Annotated in this window: 17 protein-coding genes; 9 read left to right on the top strand and 8 right to left on the bottom strand. The window is 61.9% G+C overall.

Going from position 1 to position 18,761, the window contains the following annotated elements; translation table 11 throughout:
* The first annotated feature begins 19 nt into the window (after positions 1 to 19).
* From DK391_RS19085 to DK391_RS19075, 3 genes are all read left to right on the top strand, one after another.
* The gene (locus tag DK391_RS19085; RefSeq protein WP_109479534.1) at positions 20 to 592 is read left to right on the top strand and encodes a nitrogen fixation protein NifQ; all 573 of its coding nucleotides are present in this window, start codon (positions 20 to 22) and stop codon (positions 590 to 592) included.
* Positions 593 to 834: 242 nt separating this feature from the next.
* On the top strand, positions 835 to 1,893 hold the full coding sequence (locus tag DK391_RS19080; protein WP_109479533.1) for an ABC transporter substrate-binding protein: 1,059 nt from the start codon (positions 835 to 837) through the stop codon (positions 1,891 to 1,893).
* A gap of 128 nt (positions 1,894 to 2,021) precedes the next feature.
* Positions 2,022 to 2,945, top strand: coding sequence for a recombination-associated protein RdgC (locus DK391_RS19075; protein WP_109479532.1), 924 nt, complete (start codon positions 2,022 to 2,024; stop codon positions 2,943 to 2,945).
* A gap of 50 nt (positions 2,946 to 2,995) precedes the next feature.
* Here the strand turns inward: DK391_RS19075 and DK391_RS19070 are convergent, their stop codons facing one another.
* Both DK391_RS19070 and DK391_RS19065 read right to left on the bottom strand, forming a co-directional pair.
* Positions 2,996 to 3,217 (bottom strand): hypothetical protein, encoded by a 222-nt coding sequence (locus tag DK391_RS19070; protein ID WP_109479531.1) that lies wholly within the window; start codon positions 3,215 to 3,217, stop codon positions 2,996 to 2,998.
* Positions 3,218 to 3,349: 132 nt separating this feature from the next.
* Entirely contained in the window at positions 3,350 to 4,258 is a 909-nt protein-coding gene (locus tag DK391_RS19065; protein ID WP_109479530.1) for a glutamate/aspartate ABC transporter substrate-binding protein, read from the bottom strand.
* Positions 4,259 to 4,454: 196 nt separating this feature from the next.
* Between DK391_RS19065 and DK391_RS19060 the strand changes: the two genes are divergently transcribed.
* Positions 4,455 to 4,883, top strand: a complete 429-nt coding sequence (locus DK391_RS19060) for a hypothetical protein (RefSeq protein ID WP_109479529.1) — start codon at positions 4,455 to 4,457, stop codon at positions 4,881 to 4,883.
* Positions 4,884 to 4,945: 62 nt separating this feature from the next.
* Here DK391_RS19060 and DK391_RS19055 read toward each other — a convergent pair whose 3' ends face one another.
* Positions 4,946 to 5,878 (bottom strand): LysR family transcriptional regulator, encoded by a 933-nt coding sequence (locus tag DK391_RS19055; protein ID WP_109479528.1) that lies wholly within the window; start codon positions 5,876 to 5,878, stop codon positions 4,946 to 4,948.
* A 157-nt stretch (positions 5,879 to 6,035) separates the two neighbouring features.
* Here DK391_RS19055 and DK391_RS19050 point away from each other — a divergent pair, with 157 nt between their 5' ends.
* The gene (locus tag DK391_RS19050; protein WP_109479527.1) at positions 6,036 to 6,887 is read left to right on the top strand and encodes an NmrA family NAD(P)-binding protein; all 852 of its coding nucleotides are present in this window, start codon (positions 6,036 to 6,038) and stop codon (positions 6,885 to 6,887) included.
* 725 nt (positions 6,888 to 7,612) lie between these two features.
* Here DK391_RS19050 and DK391_RS19045 read toward each other — a convergent pair.
* On the bottom strand, positions 7,613 to 9,934 hold the full coding sequence (locus tag DK391_RS19045; protein WP_109479526.1) for an FdhF/YdeP family oxidoreductase: 2,322 nt from the start codon (positions 9,932 to 9,934) through the stop codon (positions 7,613 to 7,615).
* Positions 9,935 to 10,127: 193 nt separating this feature from the next.
* Between DK391_RS19045 and DK391_RS19040 the strand changes: the two genes are divergently transcribed.
* Complete coding sequence (locus DK391_RS19040; RefSeq protein ID WP_109479525.1) at positions 10,128 to 11,555, top strand: PLP-dependent aminotransferase family protein; 1,428 nt, start codon at positions 10,128 to 10,130, stop codon at positions 11,553 to 11,555.
* 29 nt (positions 11,556 to 11,584) lie between these two features.
* A complete protein-coding gene (locus DK391_RS19035; protein WP_109479524.1) occupies positions 11,585 to 11,893 on the top strand; it encodes a transcriptional regulator in 309 nt (102 codons plus the stop codon).
* A gap of 33 nt (positions 11,894 to 11,926) precedes the next feature.
* Here the strand turns inward: DK391_RS19035 and DK391_RS19030 are convergent, their stop codons facing one another.
* Positions 11,927 to 13,081 carry an FUSC family protein gene (locus tag DK391_RS19030; protein WP_109479523.1) on the bottom strand — a complete coding sequence of 385 codons (1,155 nt, stop codon included), beginning with the start codon at positions 13,079 to 13,081 and terminating at the stop codon, positions 11,927 to 11,929.
* A 238-nt stretch (positions 13,082 to 13,319) separates the two neighbouring features.
* Here DK391_RS19030 and DK391_RS19025 point away from each other — a divergent pair, with 238 nt between their 5' ends.
* Complete coding sequence (locus DK391_RS19025) at positions 13,320 to 13,856, top strand: GNAT family N-acetyltransferase (RefSeq protein WP_109479522.1); 537 nt, start codon at positions 13,320 to 13,322, stop codon at positions 13,854 to 13,856.
* A gap of 81 nt (positions 13,857 to 13,937) precedes the next feature.
* On the opposite strand, the gene DK391_RS19020 is transcribed toward DK391_RS19025, so the two are convergent.
* From DK391_RS19020 to corA, 3 genes are all read right to left on the bottom strand, one after another.
* On the bottom strand, positions 13,938 to 14,999 hold the full coding sequence (locus DK391_RS19020; RefSeq protein WP_109479521.1) for an alkene reductase: 1,062 nt from the start codon (positions 14,997 to 14,999) through the stop codon (positions 13,938 to 13,940).
* Between the two features lie 76 nt (positions 15,000 to 15,075).
* Positions 15,076 to 15,405, bottom strand: coding sequence for a helix-turn-helix transcriptional regulator (locus DK391_RS19015; RefSeq protein WP_109479520.1), 330 nt, complete (start codon positions 15,403 to 15,405; stop codon positions 15,076 to 15,078).
* A gap of 116 nt (positions 15,406 to 15,521) precedes the next feature.
* A complete protein-coding gene (gene corA / locus DK391_RS19010) occupies positions 15,522 to 16,499 on the bottom strand; it encodes a magnesium/cobalt transporter CorA (protein WP_109479519.1) in 978 nt (325 codons plus the stop codon).
* A gap of 398 nt (positions 16,500 to 16,897) precedes the next feature.
* Here corA and DK391_RS19005 point away from each other — a divergent pair, with 398 nt between their 5' ends.
* Complete coding sequence (locus DK391_RS19005; protein ID WP_343225433.1) at positions 16,898 to 18,700, top strand: ABC transporter ATP-binding protein; 1,803 nt, start codon at positions 16,898 to 16,900, stop codon at positions 18,698 to 18,700.
* The last annotated feature ends 61 nt before the right edge of the window (positions 18,701 to 18,761 follow it).

Raw genomic sequence — 18,761 nt, 5'->3', positions numbered from 1 at the left:
CGCAACAGGAGGCGAGTGCATGACAACGGAACCGAATCACATCCGCGACGCGGAAGTCGCGCGCCTGCTCGATGGTGCACAACAGTGCGATGCGGCCGATACCGTGATGTTCGCGCGGCTGATCGGCGCGAAGGTCGCGAGCAACGAGATGCTGCATCTCGGTCTGACGCGCGCGGCCCTCGATACTTTGCGCGCCCGCCATTTTCCGGGCGCGCTTCCGTGGCATGGCGTGCCCGAGCACATTGCCGCGAGCGAGCATCAGTCTTTCGTCGATACGATGCGCGCGCTGCTGCTGCAACACGAGTCCTCGCTCGACGCGATCCACGCCGATGCGCAGTGCCTCGCGACGATCATCGCCAGCGCCTGCCTGCGTCCCGATCATTTGTGGCGCGATCTCGGGCTCAATGGGCGCGACGACGTCACGGCTATCCTCACGCGCCACTATCCGCAACTCGTCGCACGCAACACGGACAACACGCGCTGGAAGAAATTTCTCGCGCGTGAACTGGCGTTTGCCGAAGGACGTGAGCCAGTGCCCGCGCCGGGCTGCCCAGGCTGTGAAGATTACGGCTTCTGCTATCCCGTGCGCTGAGCCCTGCTGCGCGAAACCCGGCTGTCTCCGCGCAAACCCCAACGTAGAAACCCGATGTTGAGCGGGACTCATACCCGGCATCAAAAAACATCGCTTCATCGTCGAAAAAAACGGACCGCACAATCGCGATGCCATGTCACACGCTTGCGATGACGCGGCGGGTCGTGTCATCCGCGCGGCCAATCACTACAAGATTCGAGACATTCGCCGCAAATTATTTTGCGCGGAATAGGAGACGAAAGATGATGCGATCGATCAAACTGCTTGCTGCCGTTGCGACTGCGGCAGCCGCGTTCACAGCAGGCAGCGCGCACGCCGCCGACAGCAATGCCGCGAAACCAGGAAGCTGGTGCAGCGCCGGCAAGACCGTGCACTTCGCTGGCATTACGTGGGAGAGCGGTGCGTTCGCAACGGAAGTGCTGCGGCAGATTCTGGAGAAGGGCTACGGCTGCAAGACGGACGTCGTGCCGGGCAGCACGGCCGCGACGGAAACCGCGCTCGCGCACGGCGATGTGCAGATATGGGCCGAGCAATGGACGGGCCGCAGCGAGATCACGTCGAAAGCCGTCGAAACAGGCAGCGTGAAGCTGGTCGGCGATACGCTGCCGGGCGGCACGAAGGAAGGCTGGTTCGTGCCCGACTACGTGGTGAAGGGCGATCCCGCGCGCGGTATCAAGGCATCGGCGCCGGGCCTCGCATCGGTGGCGGATCTGCCGAAGTACAAGAACGTTTTCACCGACGACGAAGAGCCGAACAAGGGCCGCTTCCTGAACTGCCCGAGCGGCTGGGACTGCGAGCGCGTCAACACGCGTCTGCTGAAGGTGCTCAAGCTCGACGACTCGTACACGAACTTCCGCCCCGGCACGGGCGCGGCACTCGATGCGGCGATTGCATCGGCCTACACGCGCGGCGCGCCGATCCTGTTCTACTACTGGGGTCCTGCCGCGCTGATGGCGAAGTACAAGCTGACCGAACTGAAAATGCCCGCCTACAACGAGGCTTGCTGGCAGACCTTGCGCAACGAAAGCAGCACGCAGCAATGCGCATCGTCGTACATGGTATCGCACGTGACGGTCGGCGCGTCCACGCCGTTCTACAACGCCGAGCCGCAACTAATGACGATGTTCTCGAAGGTCAAGTTCCCGATGGACTTCCTGAATGCGACCATTCTCGACATGAGCGTCAAGAAACTGGACGCGCAGACGATGGCCGCGCAATTCCTGCGCACGCATCCCGAGATGTGGAAGACATGGGTGCCCGCCGATGTCGCTGCGAAAGTGCAGGCAGGAATCGCGAGCTAACGTGATGCTGGCCTGAACGGGCAACAGTGGCGGTGCGCTCTCGACGGGGTTCCGCCACTGCAAGAGCAAGCAAAAATCCGCGTTGCCGCCATCGTCATATAGAATGACGCGCTTTGCCCGTTCTCGCCATGTGGTTCAAGAATCTACAGCTTCACCGTCTGCCCGCTCCGTGGAAAGTGAGCGTCGAGCAAATGGAAAAGTGGCTCGAGCCACACGCATTCCAGCCAGCCAACAGCGTCGAGACGACGCGTCAGGGATGGACGTCGCCGCGCAATGACGGCGCGCTCGTCTACTCCGTCAACAAGCAGATGCTGCTGACGTTCCGCGCAGAAAAGAAATTGCTGCCCGCTTCCGTGGTCACGCAGGTGACCAAGGCACGCGCGCAGGAACTCGAGGAACAGCAAGGCTTCAAGCCCGGCCGCAAGCAGATGCGCGATCTGAAAGAGCAGGTCACCGACGAACTGCTGCCCCGCGCATTCAGCATCCAGCGCGATACGCGCGTCTGGATCGACACGGTCAATGGCTGGCTCGTGATCGATTCCGCTTCGCAAGCGCTGGGTGACGATGTGCTGGGCTTGCTGGTCAAATCGGTGGACCGTTTGCCGATTTCGAGCGTGCGGGTCGCGCAGGCGCCCGTGTCGGCGATGACAAACTGGCTGCTCGCCGGTGATGGCCCCGTCAATTTCACGCTGGATCAGGACACTGAACTGCGCTCGCCTGCTGAAGGCAATGCGACCGTGCGTTACGTCGGTCATGCGCTCGAAGCGGACGACATGCGGCGGCATATCGAAGCCGGCAAGCAATGCATGCGGCTGGCGATGACGTGGAACGATCGTGTGTCGTTTGTGCTGACGCCTTCGCTGACGATCAAGCGCGTGACGGCGCTCGACGTGATCAAGGACGCCGCTGATCCGACGGCTCAGAACGAGGACGAAGAGTTCGAGTCCGATTTCACGCTGATGACAGGGGAACTGGCCAAGCTGCTCGACGGTGTTGTCGATGCGTTGGGCGGTGAACTGGATGAGGGCATTGCGGCGGTCAAGGCCGCCTGACGGTCGGTTCGGGTTGCCTTGCGTTGCGCACGGCGCCGGGCCGACCGGCGTCAATCAAACATGTTCCGGAACGCAACGGCAACGATAACCGGCACGCACATCACGAGTGGAATCGCGAAGTAGGGCACTTCGAGATCGACGAACCAGCTATACACCAGCCAGCCGATCCCCGCGCCCAGCGTGCCGATGCCAATCAGCGCCGTCAACACGTTCAGCATGGTAGGCGACGGTTTCCAGCGCGTTTTTTGTTCTTTCGGCGAGGGCGAGTTCATTGCGGCTCCGGAGCGGATCGTCACGAGTGTCTGTGGTTCGATTTTACTCCGGCGCCATGCCCATCGCTCAATACCGGCTGGCTGGCCGCGCTGACCTGAAAGCGCATTGAAGGGCGGCCAGGCCGGCAAGACTTACTCGAACGCCTTGTCGTTGGGATTCTTGTACCGCGTGCGCAGATTGTCGCTCATCGGGAAATCGAAATTCATGTTCTTCGGCGGCACGGGTTTCATGAACCACTTGTCGTACATCGCGTCGATCTCACCGCTCTTCATCACCTGAGCGAGCGTATCGTCGACGACTTTCAGGAATGCCGGATCGCCCCTGCGCAGCATGAAGCCATACGCTTCCGATGATTGCGGCGTGCCGGTGATCACCCAGTCAGCCGGTTTGGCCGTCAGCGTGCGCGTCCCCGCGAGCAGTACGTCGTCCATCATGTAGGCGACTGCGCGGCCCGTCTCCAGCGTCATGCGGCCTTCGCCGTAATCCTTCGCGCTGATGATCTGCATGTTCATCTTCTTCTCTTCGTTCATCTTGCGCAGAATGCGCTCGGACGTGGTGCCCTGATTCGTCACCACCGTCTTCCCGGCGAGATCGGGAAAGTCCTTGATGCCCGAATCTTTACGCGTGAGCAAGCGCGTCGTCGCGACGAAGAACGTATCGCCAAACGCGACCTGGTTCTGACGCGAGGTCAGATTGGTGGTCACGCCGCATTCCAGATCAACAGTGCCGTTCTGCACCAGCGGAATGCGGTTCTGCGAGGTCACGGGAACGAAGCGCACCTGCAGATTCGGTTTGTGCGTCTTCGTCTTCACGGCGTCGATGACCCGGTTGCACAGATCCTGCGAAAAGCCGATCACCTGATTGTTCGAATCGACGTACGAGAACGGCACCGACGTCTCGCGATGGCCGATCACGATCAGATTGGCGGCCTCGATCTTGCCGAGCGTCGGCTGGCTTTCCTGGGCGGTGGCAGCCGTCGCGGCCGTCAAACACGGCGCCGCGACGCACAGGGCAAGTGCGAGTGAAGTCAGTCGGTTCATTGCTGGTCCTCTGGTTGTATCCGTAGCGTGTTTACATATGTTGCCATGAAAATAATTATCGCAACATATGTTTTACCCTAAATGTGAATCCGTTCGAGCCGGAGCGTGGTCATGTGCGTGGCACGCGGCGGTGGCATGATGAATGCGGCGCTGTTTTCCTCGCTTCCGTCCGTCAACAACACCAGGGAGAAAGCCGATGCACGCTGTTCGCAAATGGATTGCTGGAGCCGCTGTCGTCACGACGCTCGCCGCGCTGATGCCGTTGCCCGCCGCAGCGCAAAACACGCCCGGCGCGACGCCGTCGCCCACGCCCGTGGGAGACGGCACGTTCCTGCTGACCATCTTTCTGAAGCACGACCAGTCGAAGCCTCTGCCCAGGATCAACCAGCAACTCGCCGATCAGGGCTTCTACAAGGCGTTTCCGCCGCCGGGGATCGAGGTGGTGTCGTGGTACGTGATGATGGGAATCGGCCAGGTCGTGACGCTGCGCGTGCCGGCTGACCGGCTGCGCGAGGTGAACCGCGCGATCGAGGAGACCGCGTGGGGCGGATACCGCACCGAGTTCTATCCGACTTACGATTACAAGGCGGTCGCCGAGCAGGCGCGCATCAAGAACGGCAAGTGATGGGCGTGATGGCCTGGCGGGCGCGCATCAAAAGCGGCACATGGATGTGCGCGACGTGCAGGTCAGTACCACGGCTTGTCGTTGAGCGGCGAGCCGGTGATCTTGACGATGAAGTCGAGAAACGCGCGCACTTTCGCGGACGGGTGACGCCGCGAGGGGTAGAGCGCGTATAGCGGAAAGCGTTCGTCGGGCCAGTCGGGAAACAGATCGACGAGGCGGCCGCTGTCGAATAGCGGCTGCGTGCCGAGCGCCATGATCTGCGCGATGCCGTGCCCGGCGAGGCACGCGCCGTGCATGGTCGAAACGTCGTTGACCATCAGCCGGCCGCGCGCATCGATGATGAGTTTCTTGCGTGGCCGGTGAAATTCCCACACGAACGGGCGGCCTGATTCCGGGTCGCGATACTGGATGCAGTTGTGCGGCTCGCGTTCGAGATCGGTCGGCTTGAGCGGACGGCCATGTTTCTTCAGATAGCCGGGCGACGCGGCCGTCACGATACGTGTGTCGAGCAGTCTGCGCGCGACGAGCGTGGACGGGCGCGGCTCGCCGAAGCGCACGGCGAGATCGAAGCCGTCGGCGACCAGGTCGCCGAGCTGATCGCGCGTGATCAGGTCGAGGTTGAGATCGGGATCGCGCGCGACGAAGTCGCCGATGCGCGGGCTGAGCACGATCTTCGAGAAGAACGGATCGACGTTCACGCGCAGCCGCCCGCGCACGGCCGTCGCACCGCCTGCTGCCGACGCTGCCGCTTCTTCGAGGCCATCCATGAGCGGCACGATCTGTTCGTACAGACGCAGGCCTTCATCGGTGAGTTTGACGGTGCGCGTGGTGCGGTCGAACAGACGGATGCCGAGCCGCGCCTCAAGCCGCGCCACCGAGCGGCTCACGCCCGATTGCGACATGTCGAGCCGTTCGCTCGCGCCCGCGAAGCTGCCGCTTTCGACGATGGCTGTGAGCACGCCCATGCCGTTGAGGATGCGTTCGTCGAAGGACATGGTGGACTCCGTTTATCTGCGGTGTTGTGCAGTATTGCGCTGAGATGAATGACATTGTGTCATGAATCAAATGACACTCATGTCATGGTGTAAAGCATCGCTGCGGACCAGAATGAATCCCGTCGGAAGGTATTGTCAATTGAACGGGAGTTTGAAGATGTACGCAATTACGGGAATCACGGGACAGGTTGGCGGCGTGGTGGCGAATACGTTGCTGGCGCAGGGCAAGGCGGTGCGCGCAGTGGTGCGTAGCGCGGAGAAGGGCGCGTCGTGGGCCGCGCGGGGCTGCGACGTGGCGCTTGCGGAGATGCACGACGTGGACGCGTTGCAGCGTGCGTTTGAAGGTGCCGAGGGTGTGTTCGTGCTTTTGCCGCCGGTGTTCGCTCCATCGCCGGATTTTGCGGAGTCGCGCAGGAATATTGCTTCGTTGCGGGCCGCCTTGCTTGCTGCTGGGCCATCGCGGGTGGTGGTGCTGTCCACGATCGGCGCGCAGGCCGTGCAGCCTAATCTGCTGAATCAGCTTGGGATCATGGAGCAGGAATTGCGGACGCTGCCGATGCCTGTCGCGTTTCTTCGCGCTGCGTGGTTCTTCGAGAATGCTGTGTGGGATGTGGAGCCGGCGCGTGAGCGCGGCGTGATTCCCAGTTTCTTGCAGCCTTTGGATAAGCCTGTGCCGATGGTTGCCACGGATGATATTGGCCGTGTTGCGGCGTCGTTGTTGCAGGATGTCTGGGCGGGTGTGCGTGTTGTCGAGCTTGAAGGTCCGCGGCGTGTGACGCCTGTTGAGATTGCTGATGCGTTTGCTGAGGCGATGGGTCGTCCTGTGCGGACAGAGGTTGTGGCGCGGGATCAATGGGAGTCTTTGTTCCGCTCACAAGGGATGCAGAATCCGCTGCCCCGGATGCAGATGCTCGATGGGTTCAATGAAGGGTGGATTGAGTTTGAGGCGCCTTCGGCGGTGGTTAGAGGGGATGTTTCTTTGGAGGCTGTGATTCGGAGGATGGTGTAGGGGTTTTTGCGCTGGCATCCGCGTGTTGTTAGTGGTGCTTCATGCGTTGCCCCTGTGCGGGGCGGCACCTACTTTTCTTTGCCGCCGCAAAGAAAAGTAGGCAAAAGAAAGCGGGCTAACACCACCCACTCCGGTCACTGCCTGCGGGCCCCCAACGGTTCCTATCCTTCACACGGCAACCTCTCAGTCATCGCCCGTTGCCCACGCTTCGAATAGTCGCCTACCCCACTCCAATCACCCGTAGTGCAGCGAGCGGCAACGAACCGTTACCGCAGCCCAGGTGGCAAACGGTGTGTAGGTTGTCGCGCACTATGCGTCGGCGATCCTACAAGAGACACCGCCTTTGCTTTTCAGTCCGGAGTGATGCGTGTAAGGCGCGAAAGCCGACACACCGTTTGCCACCTGGGCGGCCGTGGACAGACTGGTAAGGTCCAATGAGACGCGGGAGTCAGAAGCGGGTGATGCGCTCTTAAAGAGCGCTGGCAGCGGGCATCAAGAAGATTGATGCCGTGTGAAGGATAGGACCGGTGGGGGACCCGCAGGCAACTACAAGAACTGGCGGTGTTCAGCGGCTTTCTTTTGCCTACTTTTCTTTGCCGCGGCAAAGAAAAGTAGGTGCTGCCCCGCACAGGGGCAACACTAGCAGACCACTAACAATAAGCGGACGCCAGCGAACGAACAGCCGAACAACCCAGCCACCCAGCGCCAGCAAGAAAAACCCAACTTCAAGCAGCGACAGCGACTTCAACAGAAGCATGCAACAAAACCGGAATCGACTTGGAAGTCGGCGTATTGCAAACATCAGCGGTACTAGACAGCGGCACCAACGGATTAGTCTCCGGATAATAAGCACCCAAACACCCACGCGGAATATCATACTCAACGAGTAAGAACCGCTCGGCTCGCCGCTCGATCCCATCATCCCAGATGGTTTCCATATCGACCCAGTCACCGGCCTTAAATCCCAGCATAGCCATATCCGCAGCATTGGCAAACACAACACGCCGCTGGTTATACACACCCCGATAACGATCATCGAGTGCATAAATCGTGGTGTTGTACTGGTCATGCGACCGCGTAGTCATCAACGTCATCGCACGCTCGCCGTGCAACCTCTTCGCACGCTGAATCGGCGTATCGCGCTGGATCTGATGTACGACAAAGTTCGCCTTGCCCGTGCCCGTCTTCCAGTCGCGCTCGCGCGAAGCCACGCGCAAATGAAATCCACCAGGCTGCTCGATCCGCTTGTTGTACTCGAAAAATCCGTCGACAGACCACTCAATCGCATCGCGAACCTTCGCGTAATCATTCGCGTAAGCGAGCCAGTCCACCTTCGCGCTACCCAGCGTTGCGTGCGCGATCTCAGCGACCATGCGCGTTTCCGACACCAGATTCTCCGACGCCGGCTTGTTCATGCCATACGACACGTGCACCATGCTCATCGAGTCTTCGACCGTCACGCCCTGCGCAACACCATTCTGCAGATCGATCTCGGTGCGCCCGAGTGTCGGCAGAATCAGCGCTTCGCGACCATGCACCAGATGGCTGCGATTCAGCTTGGTCGTGATGTGCACCGTCAGATCGCATGCGCGCAGCGCGTCCCACGTGCGCGGTGTGTCCGGCGTCGCAATCGAGAAATTGCCGCCCAGCCCGATGAACACCTTCACATGCCCTTCGAGCATCGCTTCGATCGTTTCGACCACGTCGTAACCATGCCCGCGCGGCGGCTCGAAATCGAACACCTTGCCAAGACGGTCGAGAAACGCATCGGTAGGCTTTTCTTCGATGCCGACCGTGCGGTTGCCCTGTACGTTCGAGTGGCCGCGCACCGGGCACAAACCGGCGCCCAGACGGCCGATATTGCCGCGCATCAGCATCAGGTTCGACAGCATGTGCACCGTCGGCACCGAATGCTTGTGCTGCGTGATGCCCATGCCCCACGTCGCAATCACGCGCTTGCCGTTCGCATAGATGCGCGCGAGGTTCTCGATGTCTTCACGCGGCACGCCCGATTCTTCTTCCAGCGCTGCCCAGCTTTGCGCGCGCAGATCGTCGGCGAAGGCAGCGAAGTTCGCCGTGTGCTCTTCGATGAACGCAACGTCGAGCACACGCTCGGTGTTCTGTTCGATGGCGAGATCGTCGAGTTCCACCACGCGCTTGGCCACGCCCTTGATCAGCGCAAAGTCGCCGCCGATCTTCGGCTGGATGAACGTCGACGCGATCTGCACACCCGACGTCAGCATGTCCGCCACGTGTTGCGGGCTGGCGAACCGTTCGAGACCGCGCTCGCGCAGCGGGTTGATCGACACGATGGTCGCGCCGCGCTTCGCCGCATCACGCAGTTCGTTGAGCATGCGTGGGTGATTCGTCGCCGGGTTCTGGCCGAAGATCATCAGCGTGTCGGCGTGCTCGAAGTCTTCCAGCAACACCGTACCCTTGCCGATGCCGACGGTAGTCGGCAAACCGCGGCTCGTCGCCTCGTGGCACATGTTCGAGCAATCGGGGAAATTGTTGGTGCCGTACATCCGCACGAACAGCTGGTACAGGAACGCGGCTTCGTTGCTCGCGCGGCCCGACGTGTAGAACGCGGCGCGGTGCGGGCTGTCCAGTCCCTTCAGATGCTTTGCGATCAGCTGATACGCGGCGTCCCACGAAATGGACTTGTACTTGTCCGTCAGCGGATCGAACACCATCGGATCGGTCAGGCGACCATGCTGTTCGAGCGTGTAGTCATCCTGCTTCATCAGTTCGTCAACCGTGTGCTGCGCGAAGAACGCAGGCGTCACGCGCTTGCTGGTCGCTTCCGCTGCCACCGCCTTCACGCCGTTTTCACAGAACTCGAAGGTCGACGCATGCTGGCGGTCCGGCCACGCACAGCCGGGGCAGTCGAAGCCGTCCGGCTGGTTCTGCTTGAACAGCGTCTTGTACTTGCCCCCGGCGACCTTCTCCTTGACGAGATTGATCGCGACGTACTTCAATGCGCCCCATCCAGCGGCAGGCCCCGTGTACGGTTCGATGCGGCCCGGTTTCGTGCTGGTCTTGTCCATGTGTTCTTGCGTCCGGTGTGACTTGATGTTGAAGCAAGGGTAGTGGGGAATACGCGTAGCCGGTGTGTACACAATGCGCGATAGAAAAAGAGTACAGTTGCGACTGTTATCCACCGAAGGGCGCATTTTCGGTGAACTGTGCTCAAAAATTGGGCGTTTCGCCCGTCCGCTGTGCCCAGGTTAGAGGCATCCCGTGAAGCTTTACGAAGAACTGGCGAAGGAAATCGAAGGGCAGATCCGGCGCGGCGTGTTCCGGCCGGGCGAGCGCGTGCCGTCGGTGCGGCAGACCAGCCAGCACCGGCAGATCTCCATCACGACGGTGCTGCGCGCCTATCTGATCCTGGAGAGCAAGGGCATTATCCAGAGCCGCCCGCAATCGGGTTACTTCGTGCGCCTCGGTGCAAACGACGCGCCGCCGCCTGTACAGGAACTGGACGTATCCAAGCCGATCGCCGTGTCAGCGCAAGTGGACGTGAGCCGGCTGGTGCTGTCCACGCTGCGTTCCATCGGCAGCGACGAAGCTGTGCCGCTCGGCTCGCCATATCCCGATCCGGGCCTCTATCCCTTCCAGAAGATCAATCGTTACGCGCATCTGATCGGCCGGCGCAAGACGCAATGGGGCGTCACCGACGAACTGCCGCCCGGCAATCCCGACCTGATCCGGCAGATTGCGCGGCGCTATCTGGAGAACGGCATCGCCGTCGATCCGAACGAGATCGTCGTGACAGTCGGTGCCACGGAAGCGATCAACCTTTGTCTGCAGGCGGTGGCGAAGCCGGGCGATACCGTCGCCGTCGAATCGCCCACTTTTTACGCGATGCTGCACGCCATCGAGCGCATGGGCATGCGGGCCATCGAAGTGGCAACGCACCCGCGCGAAGGCATCGATCTCGGCGCGCTCGCGCAGATACTCGACAAGCGCAAGATCGCCGCCTGCATGGTGATGCCGAACTTCCAGAATCCGCTCGGTTTCCAGATGCCGGACGAGAAGAAGCGCGAACTCGTCAAACTGCTGGCGAAGCATGACGTGCCTGTGATCGAAAACGACGTGTATCACGAACTGTACTTCGGCGACGTGCACCCCAGCGCGCTCAAGAACTACGACAGGAAAGGGCTGGTGCTGCACTGTGGGTCGTTTTCGAAGACGCTGACGTCGGCGTACCGGATCGGCTGGGCGATGCCGGGGCGCTATCGCGAGCAGGTCGAAAAGCTCAAGTTCCTCAACACGCTCACCACGCCGTCGATCCCGCAGCTCGCGATTGCCGAGTATCTGAAGCAGGATGGCTACGAGCATCATCTGCGCAAGCTGCGCAAGGGCCTCGCGCAGCGCGCGAAACTGATGACGACGATGGTCACGCGCTTCTTTCCCGAAGGCACACGCGTGTCGCATCCGATGGGCGGTTACGTGCTGTGGGTCGAACTGCCGCCAGGCGTCGATTCGATGCAGCTCTACAAGCTCGCGCTGGAGCATGGCATCACGGTCGGTCCGGGTTACATGTTTTCGACCACGGACGGATACAGCCATTGCATCCGCTTGAATTACAGTTATGCATGGTCGCCGGAAATCGAGAGCGCGCTGGTGACGGTCGGCAAGCTGGCCGCCGCCAGCATGCGCCGATGAGCAGACGTTTGATCGACAGGAGAACGGGATTGAATCCGAATGACTCGGCACACGACAAGCATTGCGAAGACGATGACGACGATAACGACCTCGATCCCACCGTCGAGCAGTTGCTGATGCTGCTCTGGGAAGCGTCGCGCGAATCGCCCGACAAGGCGTGGTCGCTCGCGAAGATCAGCAAGCGCGCCGATCTGCCCATGAGCACGCTGCGGCGCTATTTCACGCAATTGCAATCGGCGGGCGTGGTCGCCGTGCAGATGGACGACGAAGGGCGCGGCTCGGCGTCGCTGACGGCCGAAGGGCGGGAACTGTGCGAGGCGCTGTTCGGCGAGCCTTGAGCCGGATTGGACCGAACGGCCGCCGCGCAGCGTTTACGGCGTGGCTTCCTCGGACGCGGGCAGGAACGACAGGCGCGACGCGATCAGCATCACACACGTGAGAATCGCGATGCCCGTGAGAATGCCCGCGAGCCGCAGCATCGCGGGGTGCGGATCGGCGGACCATGCATGGTCCTGCACGAACACCATGATGAACGCGATCGTGAATTGCCGGCCGATGTAGCTCGCGCCTTCCTTGCCCGTCTGCACGTGGCAGCCCGCCCAGATACCCGCCGCCAGCGCGAGCAGGCAGGGCACGATCTGGCCGTGCATCAGCGGCAGCAGCGCGACGCCGACGGCGCCCGCAATCAGGCAGCCGATCACGCGTTGCACCATCTTGTCGGCGACCGGTTTCTGCGAGCGCACGATGACCGAGCTTGGCGGCAGGATCATCACGGCGATGGTCGTCACGAGCGCCTGTGCGAAGCCTGGCAGATCGAACGTATAGGTAAGTGCCGCGAGAATCGCCACCGCGATGCCCGCCTGCACGCCCAGTACCATGCGCGCGTGGCGTAGCGTTTCGAAGGTGGGCGGCAGTGCATTCGCGTTGGCGGTTGCCGCAGCAACGACTTTCGATGCAGGCCGATGCCGCTCGCACCACCGGATGCCGCAGTGAAATGCGCCCGACACCACGAGGCAGGCGAACACGCCGACGCACACCTCGGCGACTCGCAGCATCGCGAACGACGCGGTTGGGCGGAAAGTAAGCAGCGTGTGTGCCTCGAACGTGACCATCACCCACGTGATGCCGCCCAGCACCCACGCATACGACGCCGACGAACCATTCCCGCGATACACGCAGAAGCCGCCGATCAGGCCCAGCACGGGCACGAACAGCCACGGACGATCGCCGATCAGCGGGCCGATCACCGCGCCGAGCAGGGCGCCGAGTATTGTGCCGAGCACGCGATGCAGCGCACGCTGCGCAGACGCCGAGAAGCGCGTCTGCATCACCGCGAAGCCGCTGATCGCGGCCCACCACGTATAGGGCAGATGCAGCAGATGCGCGAGCGCCACCGACAGCACGACCGAGATCATCGCCTCGACGCCAAACAGGGCGCGCTCTGTGGTCGGCTTCCAGGCGGCCAGCTCGCGGCCGAGCGCATGCAGCGCGTCGCGGCCGATCTGCGTGAACATGCGTGGGCGCATGCGGACCTCGTTGAGGGAGAGAAGGCGGGTTTAGTGTGTGGCGCGCGCCGCAATGCCCTGGACGGGCGAACCGGCTGCAAGGACGACTGCGAGTGCGAAGACGGGAAGACCGGAAAGTGCCATCGAGCGACTCCTGTGCGGGAAGGTCTGTCGCTGGATTATATCGGCGTGGCGCACGCCTTGAGTTGCATGGGCAAGCAGTGTCAAACTGTCCGCTCAGACTTCACTCATGAACGCGATGGAAGCGCCCGCCGTCCACTACCGTCTCGCCGTGCCCGACGATGTTCCGTCGATCCGCGTCGTCGAATACGAGGCGGCGCAGCGCTTTGTCAGCGTCGGGTTGACGGGCATTGCGGCAGCGCGCCCGATGGACGCGCCGTTCGTGCTGAAGAAGGTGAGGGCAAAGGAAGTGGTCATCGCGGAGTGCGGCGGCGAATGCGCGGGCTTCGTGATGTTCGCGATGCTGCCCGCGCGCATCTACGTCGAAGCGCTCGACGTCGTGCCGCAGCACGCGGGCAGGCGTATTGGTGCAGCGCTGCTCGATCAGGTCGATGAAAGGGCACGCGAGGCGGGCATCGCGCAGGTCGAACTGTCGACCTTCCGGCACGTGCCGTGGAATGCGCCGTATTACCAGCGGCTCGGCTTCAGCGTGCTGGCGGACGATGAACTCGACGCGGCCCTGTTGCGTATTCGCAAGCTGCGCATCGCGCGCGGTGTCGATGAGACGAAGCGGGTGTTCATGCGGCGCGCGGTGAAGCCTGTAGAGCAGGCATAAAAGCCGGGCGTAAAAAAACGCGACGGAAAGAGCTTTCCGCCGCGTTTGTATTGCTACCGGACGATACCGTCCGATACAGAATCAGCTAACCACTTCCAGCGCCGGATAGTCCGTGTAACCTTCTTCGCCTTCCGCATAGAACGTCGCGGGAACGGGCGCGTTCAGCGCCGCGTCCAGTTCGAAACGGCGCACGAGGTCCGGATTCGCGATGTACAGCTTGCCCCATGCCACGGCGTCAGCTTCGCCCGAGTCCAGCAGCTTTTGCGCGCTGTCCTTCGTGAAGTTTTCGTTGGCGATGTACACGCCGCCGAACGCCTTCTTCAGTTGCGGGCCAAGGCGGTCGTCGCCGAGCGCTTCGCGTGCCGCGATGAACGCGATCTTGCGCTTGCCCAGTTCACGCGCGACGTAACCGAACGTAGCGGCTGCATCGGAATCGCCCATCGTGTGTGCGTCGCCGCGCGGCGCGAGGTGCATGCCGACGCGATCCGCGCCCCATACATCGATACACGCATCCGTCACTTCGAGCAGCAGACGTGCACGGTTTTCAATCGAGCCGCCGTAAGCGTCGCTGCGCTTGTTGGTGCTGTCCTGCAGGAACTGGTCGAGCAGATAGCCGTTCGCGCCATGCACTTCGACGCCGTCGAAGCCAGCCTTCTTCGCGTTCTCCGCGCCCTTGCGATACGCAGCGACGATGCCCGGGATCTCCGAGATGTCGAGTGCGCGCGGCGTGACGAACGGACGTTGCGGACGCACGAGGCTCACGTTGCCTTCGGGCGCAATCGCGCTCGGTGCAACGGGCAGTTCGCCGTTCAGGAACACCGGGTCCGACACGCGGCCGACGTGCCACAGTTGCAGGAAGATCTTGCCGCCTTCCTTGTGGACGGCGTCCGTCACCAGCTTCCAGCCTTCCACCTGCTCGTCCGACCAGATGCCCGGCGTGTCTGCATAGCCGAGGCCTTGCGGCGTGACGGAAGTGGCTTCGGAAATGATCAGGCCCGCCGTCGCGCGTTCGGCGTAGTACTTCGCCATCAGCGCATTGGGCACACGCACGTCGCCAGCGCGTTGACGCGTGAGCGGCGCCATCACGATACGGTTCTTCAGCGTGAGGTCGCCAATCTGGAGCGGGTCGAAAAGTGTCGGCATAGTGATTCAATCCTTGCGGGCGCATGGCCCGTTGTGTCGAACTGCATTCGGAAAAAGCGAAGACGCGAGACGTGCGTCAGAGATCCGCGTTCATGTGCGAGAGGAACGCCTGAATGACGGCCTCGTTGCGCTTGAAGAACACCCATTGACCGACACGTTTCGACGTGATCAGCCCCGCACGCTGCAAGGCTGCGAGGTGCGCGGATACCGTGGACTGCGACAGGCCACAGCAATCGTCGAACTGGCCGGCGCAGACGCCGTGGTCGTACGACAGCTCCTGAGTCGGAAAGTACTTCTCCGGCTCGCGCAGCTTCGCGAGAATCACGCGGCGCGCCGGATTGGCCAGCGCCTTGTGGATTGCGTCGACGTCGAGTTCGGTGGTTTTCGGGTTGGGCTTCGTGCTCATGAAACAGCGGGCAGACTCTCTGGCCGGAACGTCGGCATCTGCATCGCTATGGTTCGAATGTTATATCGTATTTTTCCGATATGCACGGATGGCCTTACTTTCAATGTGGGTGATCGTCAGATCCACTTCGCCTTGCGGAACCAGCGGAACAGCAAGAGATCGATCACGACGATCGCCGAGATGACGACGGGATAGCCATAGTGCGAGTGCAATTCGGGCATGTGCTCGAAGTTCATGCCATAGATACCCGCGACCATGGTCGGCACGGCAAACAGCGCCGCGAACGACCCGAGCCGTTTGGTGATCTCGCTTTCGGCTAGCGCGATCATGCCGAGGTTGACCTGAATCGCCGTGATGACGAGTTCGCGCCGCCCTTCGATGGCGCCGACGATCCGTTCCAGATGGACGTACACGTCGTTGAAGTAGGTCGTCATGCCCTCGCAGACTCTCGGGACGCGGCCGCCCGTGAGCTTGCCGACGCCTTCCAGCAGCGGCCCGACATGATGACGAAGCACGACGAGGCGCCGCTTGAAGTGGTACAGATCCTCGATGATCATGCGCGCTTCGTTGACCTGTTGCGGTTTGAAAATGCGATCTTCGATTTCTTCGAGTTCGGTGGTCAGCGCTTCGAGAATCGAAAAATAATCGTCGACGATATGATCCATCAACGCATACAGCACGAACGCCGAACCTTGCTTGAGAAGTTCCGGCTCCTGCTCGCAACGCTCGCGCACGTGCTGGAAACCGTGCATCGTCCGCATGCGAACTGAAAGCACATAGTTCTTGCCGACGAACACATTGACTTCGCCGAACAGCAGGCTGCCATCTTCCTGAAATTCGGCGGTATGCATCACGGCGAACAGCGAGTCACCGTATTCCTCGATCTTCGGCCACTGATGATGCGCGCTCACGTCTTCGACCGCGAGCTCGTGCAGACCGAACTCTTTTCTCATCGCGTCCAGTTCGGCTGGCTCCGGGTCTTTGAGTGCAACCCAGACGAAGCATTCAGGCTTTTGCACGTAATCGCTGATCTGCTCGACGCTGATGTCGCCGAGCTTCCGGCCGTTCTGGTAAGCCACGCAATTGATCAACATGTTCTTGTTTACCTGGCGGAAAGGAAACCGGAAGGCGTATGAAACCCGTCGGGAGTACTGCCACTGACTCTCGCATCGACCGATACGGGGAACAATGATCGTGCATGTGTCACTCGACGTTTTGATGACACGCATGCACGAGGTTACAACGGGTGCGCGAATGTCTCACACGGGGCGGTTTTGTCTGATGTGCGGGCCTCAACGCGCGTTCCGGCTTCAACTGGCTTTCAGTCGCCGGCATGTCAGGAATGGCGTATGCGCATCGGGTTAGCCCAGCGCATGCGAGGGCACTTTCCGACTGCCGCATCCGCGGTCTCGCATCGAGGCGCAGCGGCACAACATCGAGGCGGTTCACAATGAGCTTGCCATTTCCACAGGGCGCGCGGGCCGGCGCGTCCATGCCTACGCGAGGCAGGCGCGCGAAGGCACTTGCGGCGTACGCGGGCAGGCCCATCGGATTGCTGCTGCGCTACGCGAGTCAGCACCGGGTCCAGCATGCCATCGTGATCGCCAGCATCGTGGCGGCCGTGGCGTGTTCGCTGGGTTCGCAGTATGCAATCAAGAACCTGATCGACGCGTTGCCCGATGGGCGCACGCACACGCGCCATGTGGTCGACGCGTTTCTGGTGATCGTCGCGCTGCTGTTTGCCGACAACCTGTTCTGGCGTCTTGCAGGCTGGGCCAGCGTGCGGACCTTCGTGGCCGTCACGGGTGACGTGCGGCGCGAACTGTTCGGCTATCTGATCGGCCATTCGCAGGGATATTTCTCGAATCTGCAACCTGGCACGCTCGCAAGCCGCATCTCGGCGACGGCTAACGCGGTCTTCACCATCGAGAACCTTTCAGCATGGAATGCGCTGCCGCCGCTGCTGTCCGTGATAGGGGCGATCGTACTGATCGGCTGGGTGAGCGTGGGGATGGCGCTTGCGCTGGTCGGCATTTCCGCGTGCATGACGGCGTTTCTGTTCTGGCTTGCCAGGCAGGGCGCCGCGCGTCACATGGAATTCGCGTCGCGCGCGGCTTCTGTCGATGGCGAACTCGTCGATGTCATCGGCAACATGCCGACTGTGCGCACCTTCGACGCCACCACGCGAGAGTCCGAACGCATCGGATCGATCCTCGAGCAGGAAATGGCTGCGCGGCAGTCGAGCCTTCGGCACCTCGAGATGCTCAGGCTGGTGCATGCCGTCATCACGGCCGTGCTGTCGTGCGGTCTGCTTGCCTGGGTGCTATGGCTCTGGACGCAAGGTCGAGCGACCACGGGCGATGTCGTGCTCGTCAGTTCGCTGGGCTTTGCGATCCTGCACGGCACGCGCGATCTCGCGGTGGCGCTGGTGGATATGGTGCAGCATGTGGCGCGTCTTGCCGAAGCGGCGCAGGCGTTGCTGGTGCCGCGCGAGATGGAAGAGAGGATGGGTATTCGACCGCTGCAGGTCCGTGATGCGAACATCGATTTCGAGAATGTCAGCTTCTCGTATCCGGGCCGCCGCCGCGTGCTGGATCACTTCAGCCTTCATATCGATGCCGGTCAGCGCGTCGGGCTGGTCGGCCCATCGGGCGCAGGGAAAACGACCGTGCTTGCGCTGTTGCAAAGATCGTTCGATCCGCCGTCCGGCGCCGGGGCCGTGTGCATTTCGGGTCAGCGTTTGCACGACATCAGCCTGGCCAGCTTGCATGATGCGGTCGGTGTCGTGCCGCAAGACATTTCGCTCTTCAATCGCACGCTGCTCGACAATCTTCGCTATGGCCGTCCCGACGCGAGCGAAGGCGATGTGCTGCAAGCATGCGAGCATGCCAATTGCCTCGAACTGATTCACTCGCTGCCCGACGGCTTGCTGACCGTCGTGGGCGAGCGCGGGACGCGGCTGTCGGGCGGGCAACGGCAACGCATCGCGATTGCACGGGCGTTTCTCAAAGACGCGCCGATCCTGCTGCTCGACGAGGCGACGTCCGCGCTCGACAGCGAATCGGAAGCGATGATCCAGCAGCCATTGGACCGGCTGATGAAGGGCCGCACGGTGGTTGCGATTGCTCATCGGCTCTCGACGTTGCAGAATTTCGATCGTATCGTCGTGATCCAGCATGGCCGGCTGGTCGACGATGGTGCACCCGCCGAACTGGCGCGCCGGCCCGGCATCTACCGCGACGTGTTGCTGCGCCAGGAGCGCCGGATGGCGGCCATGCAGGCGCTAAACGACTAGCCGCGTACCTGCGTGCCTGCGTGCAGTCGGCAACGGCAGATGCATGGCAAACGGACGGGTT

It is taken from the genome of Paraburkholderia sp. C35 (assembly GCF_003121405.1).
Classification (GTDB): domain Bacteria; phylum Pseudomonadota; class Gammaproteobacteria; order Burkholderiales; family Burkholderiaceae; genus Paraburkholderia.
The sequence above is the reverse complement of the archived record's forward strand: the minus strand, read 5'-3'. Positions and strand labels throughout refer to the sequence as shown.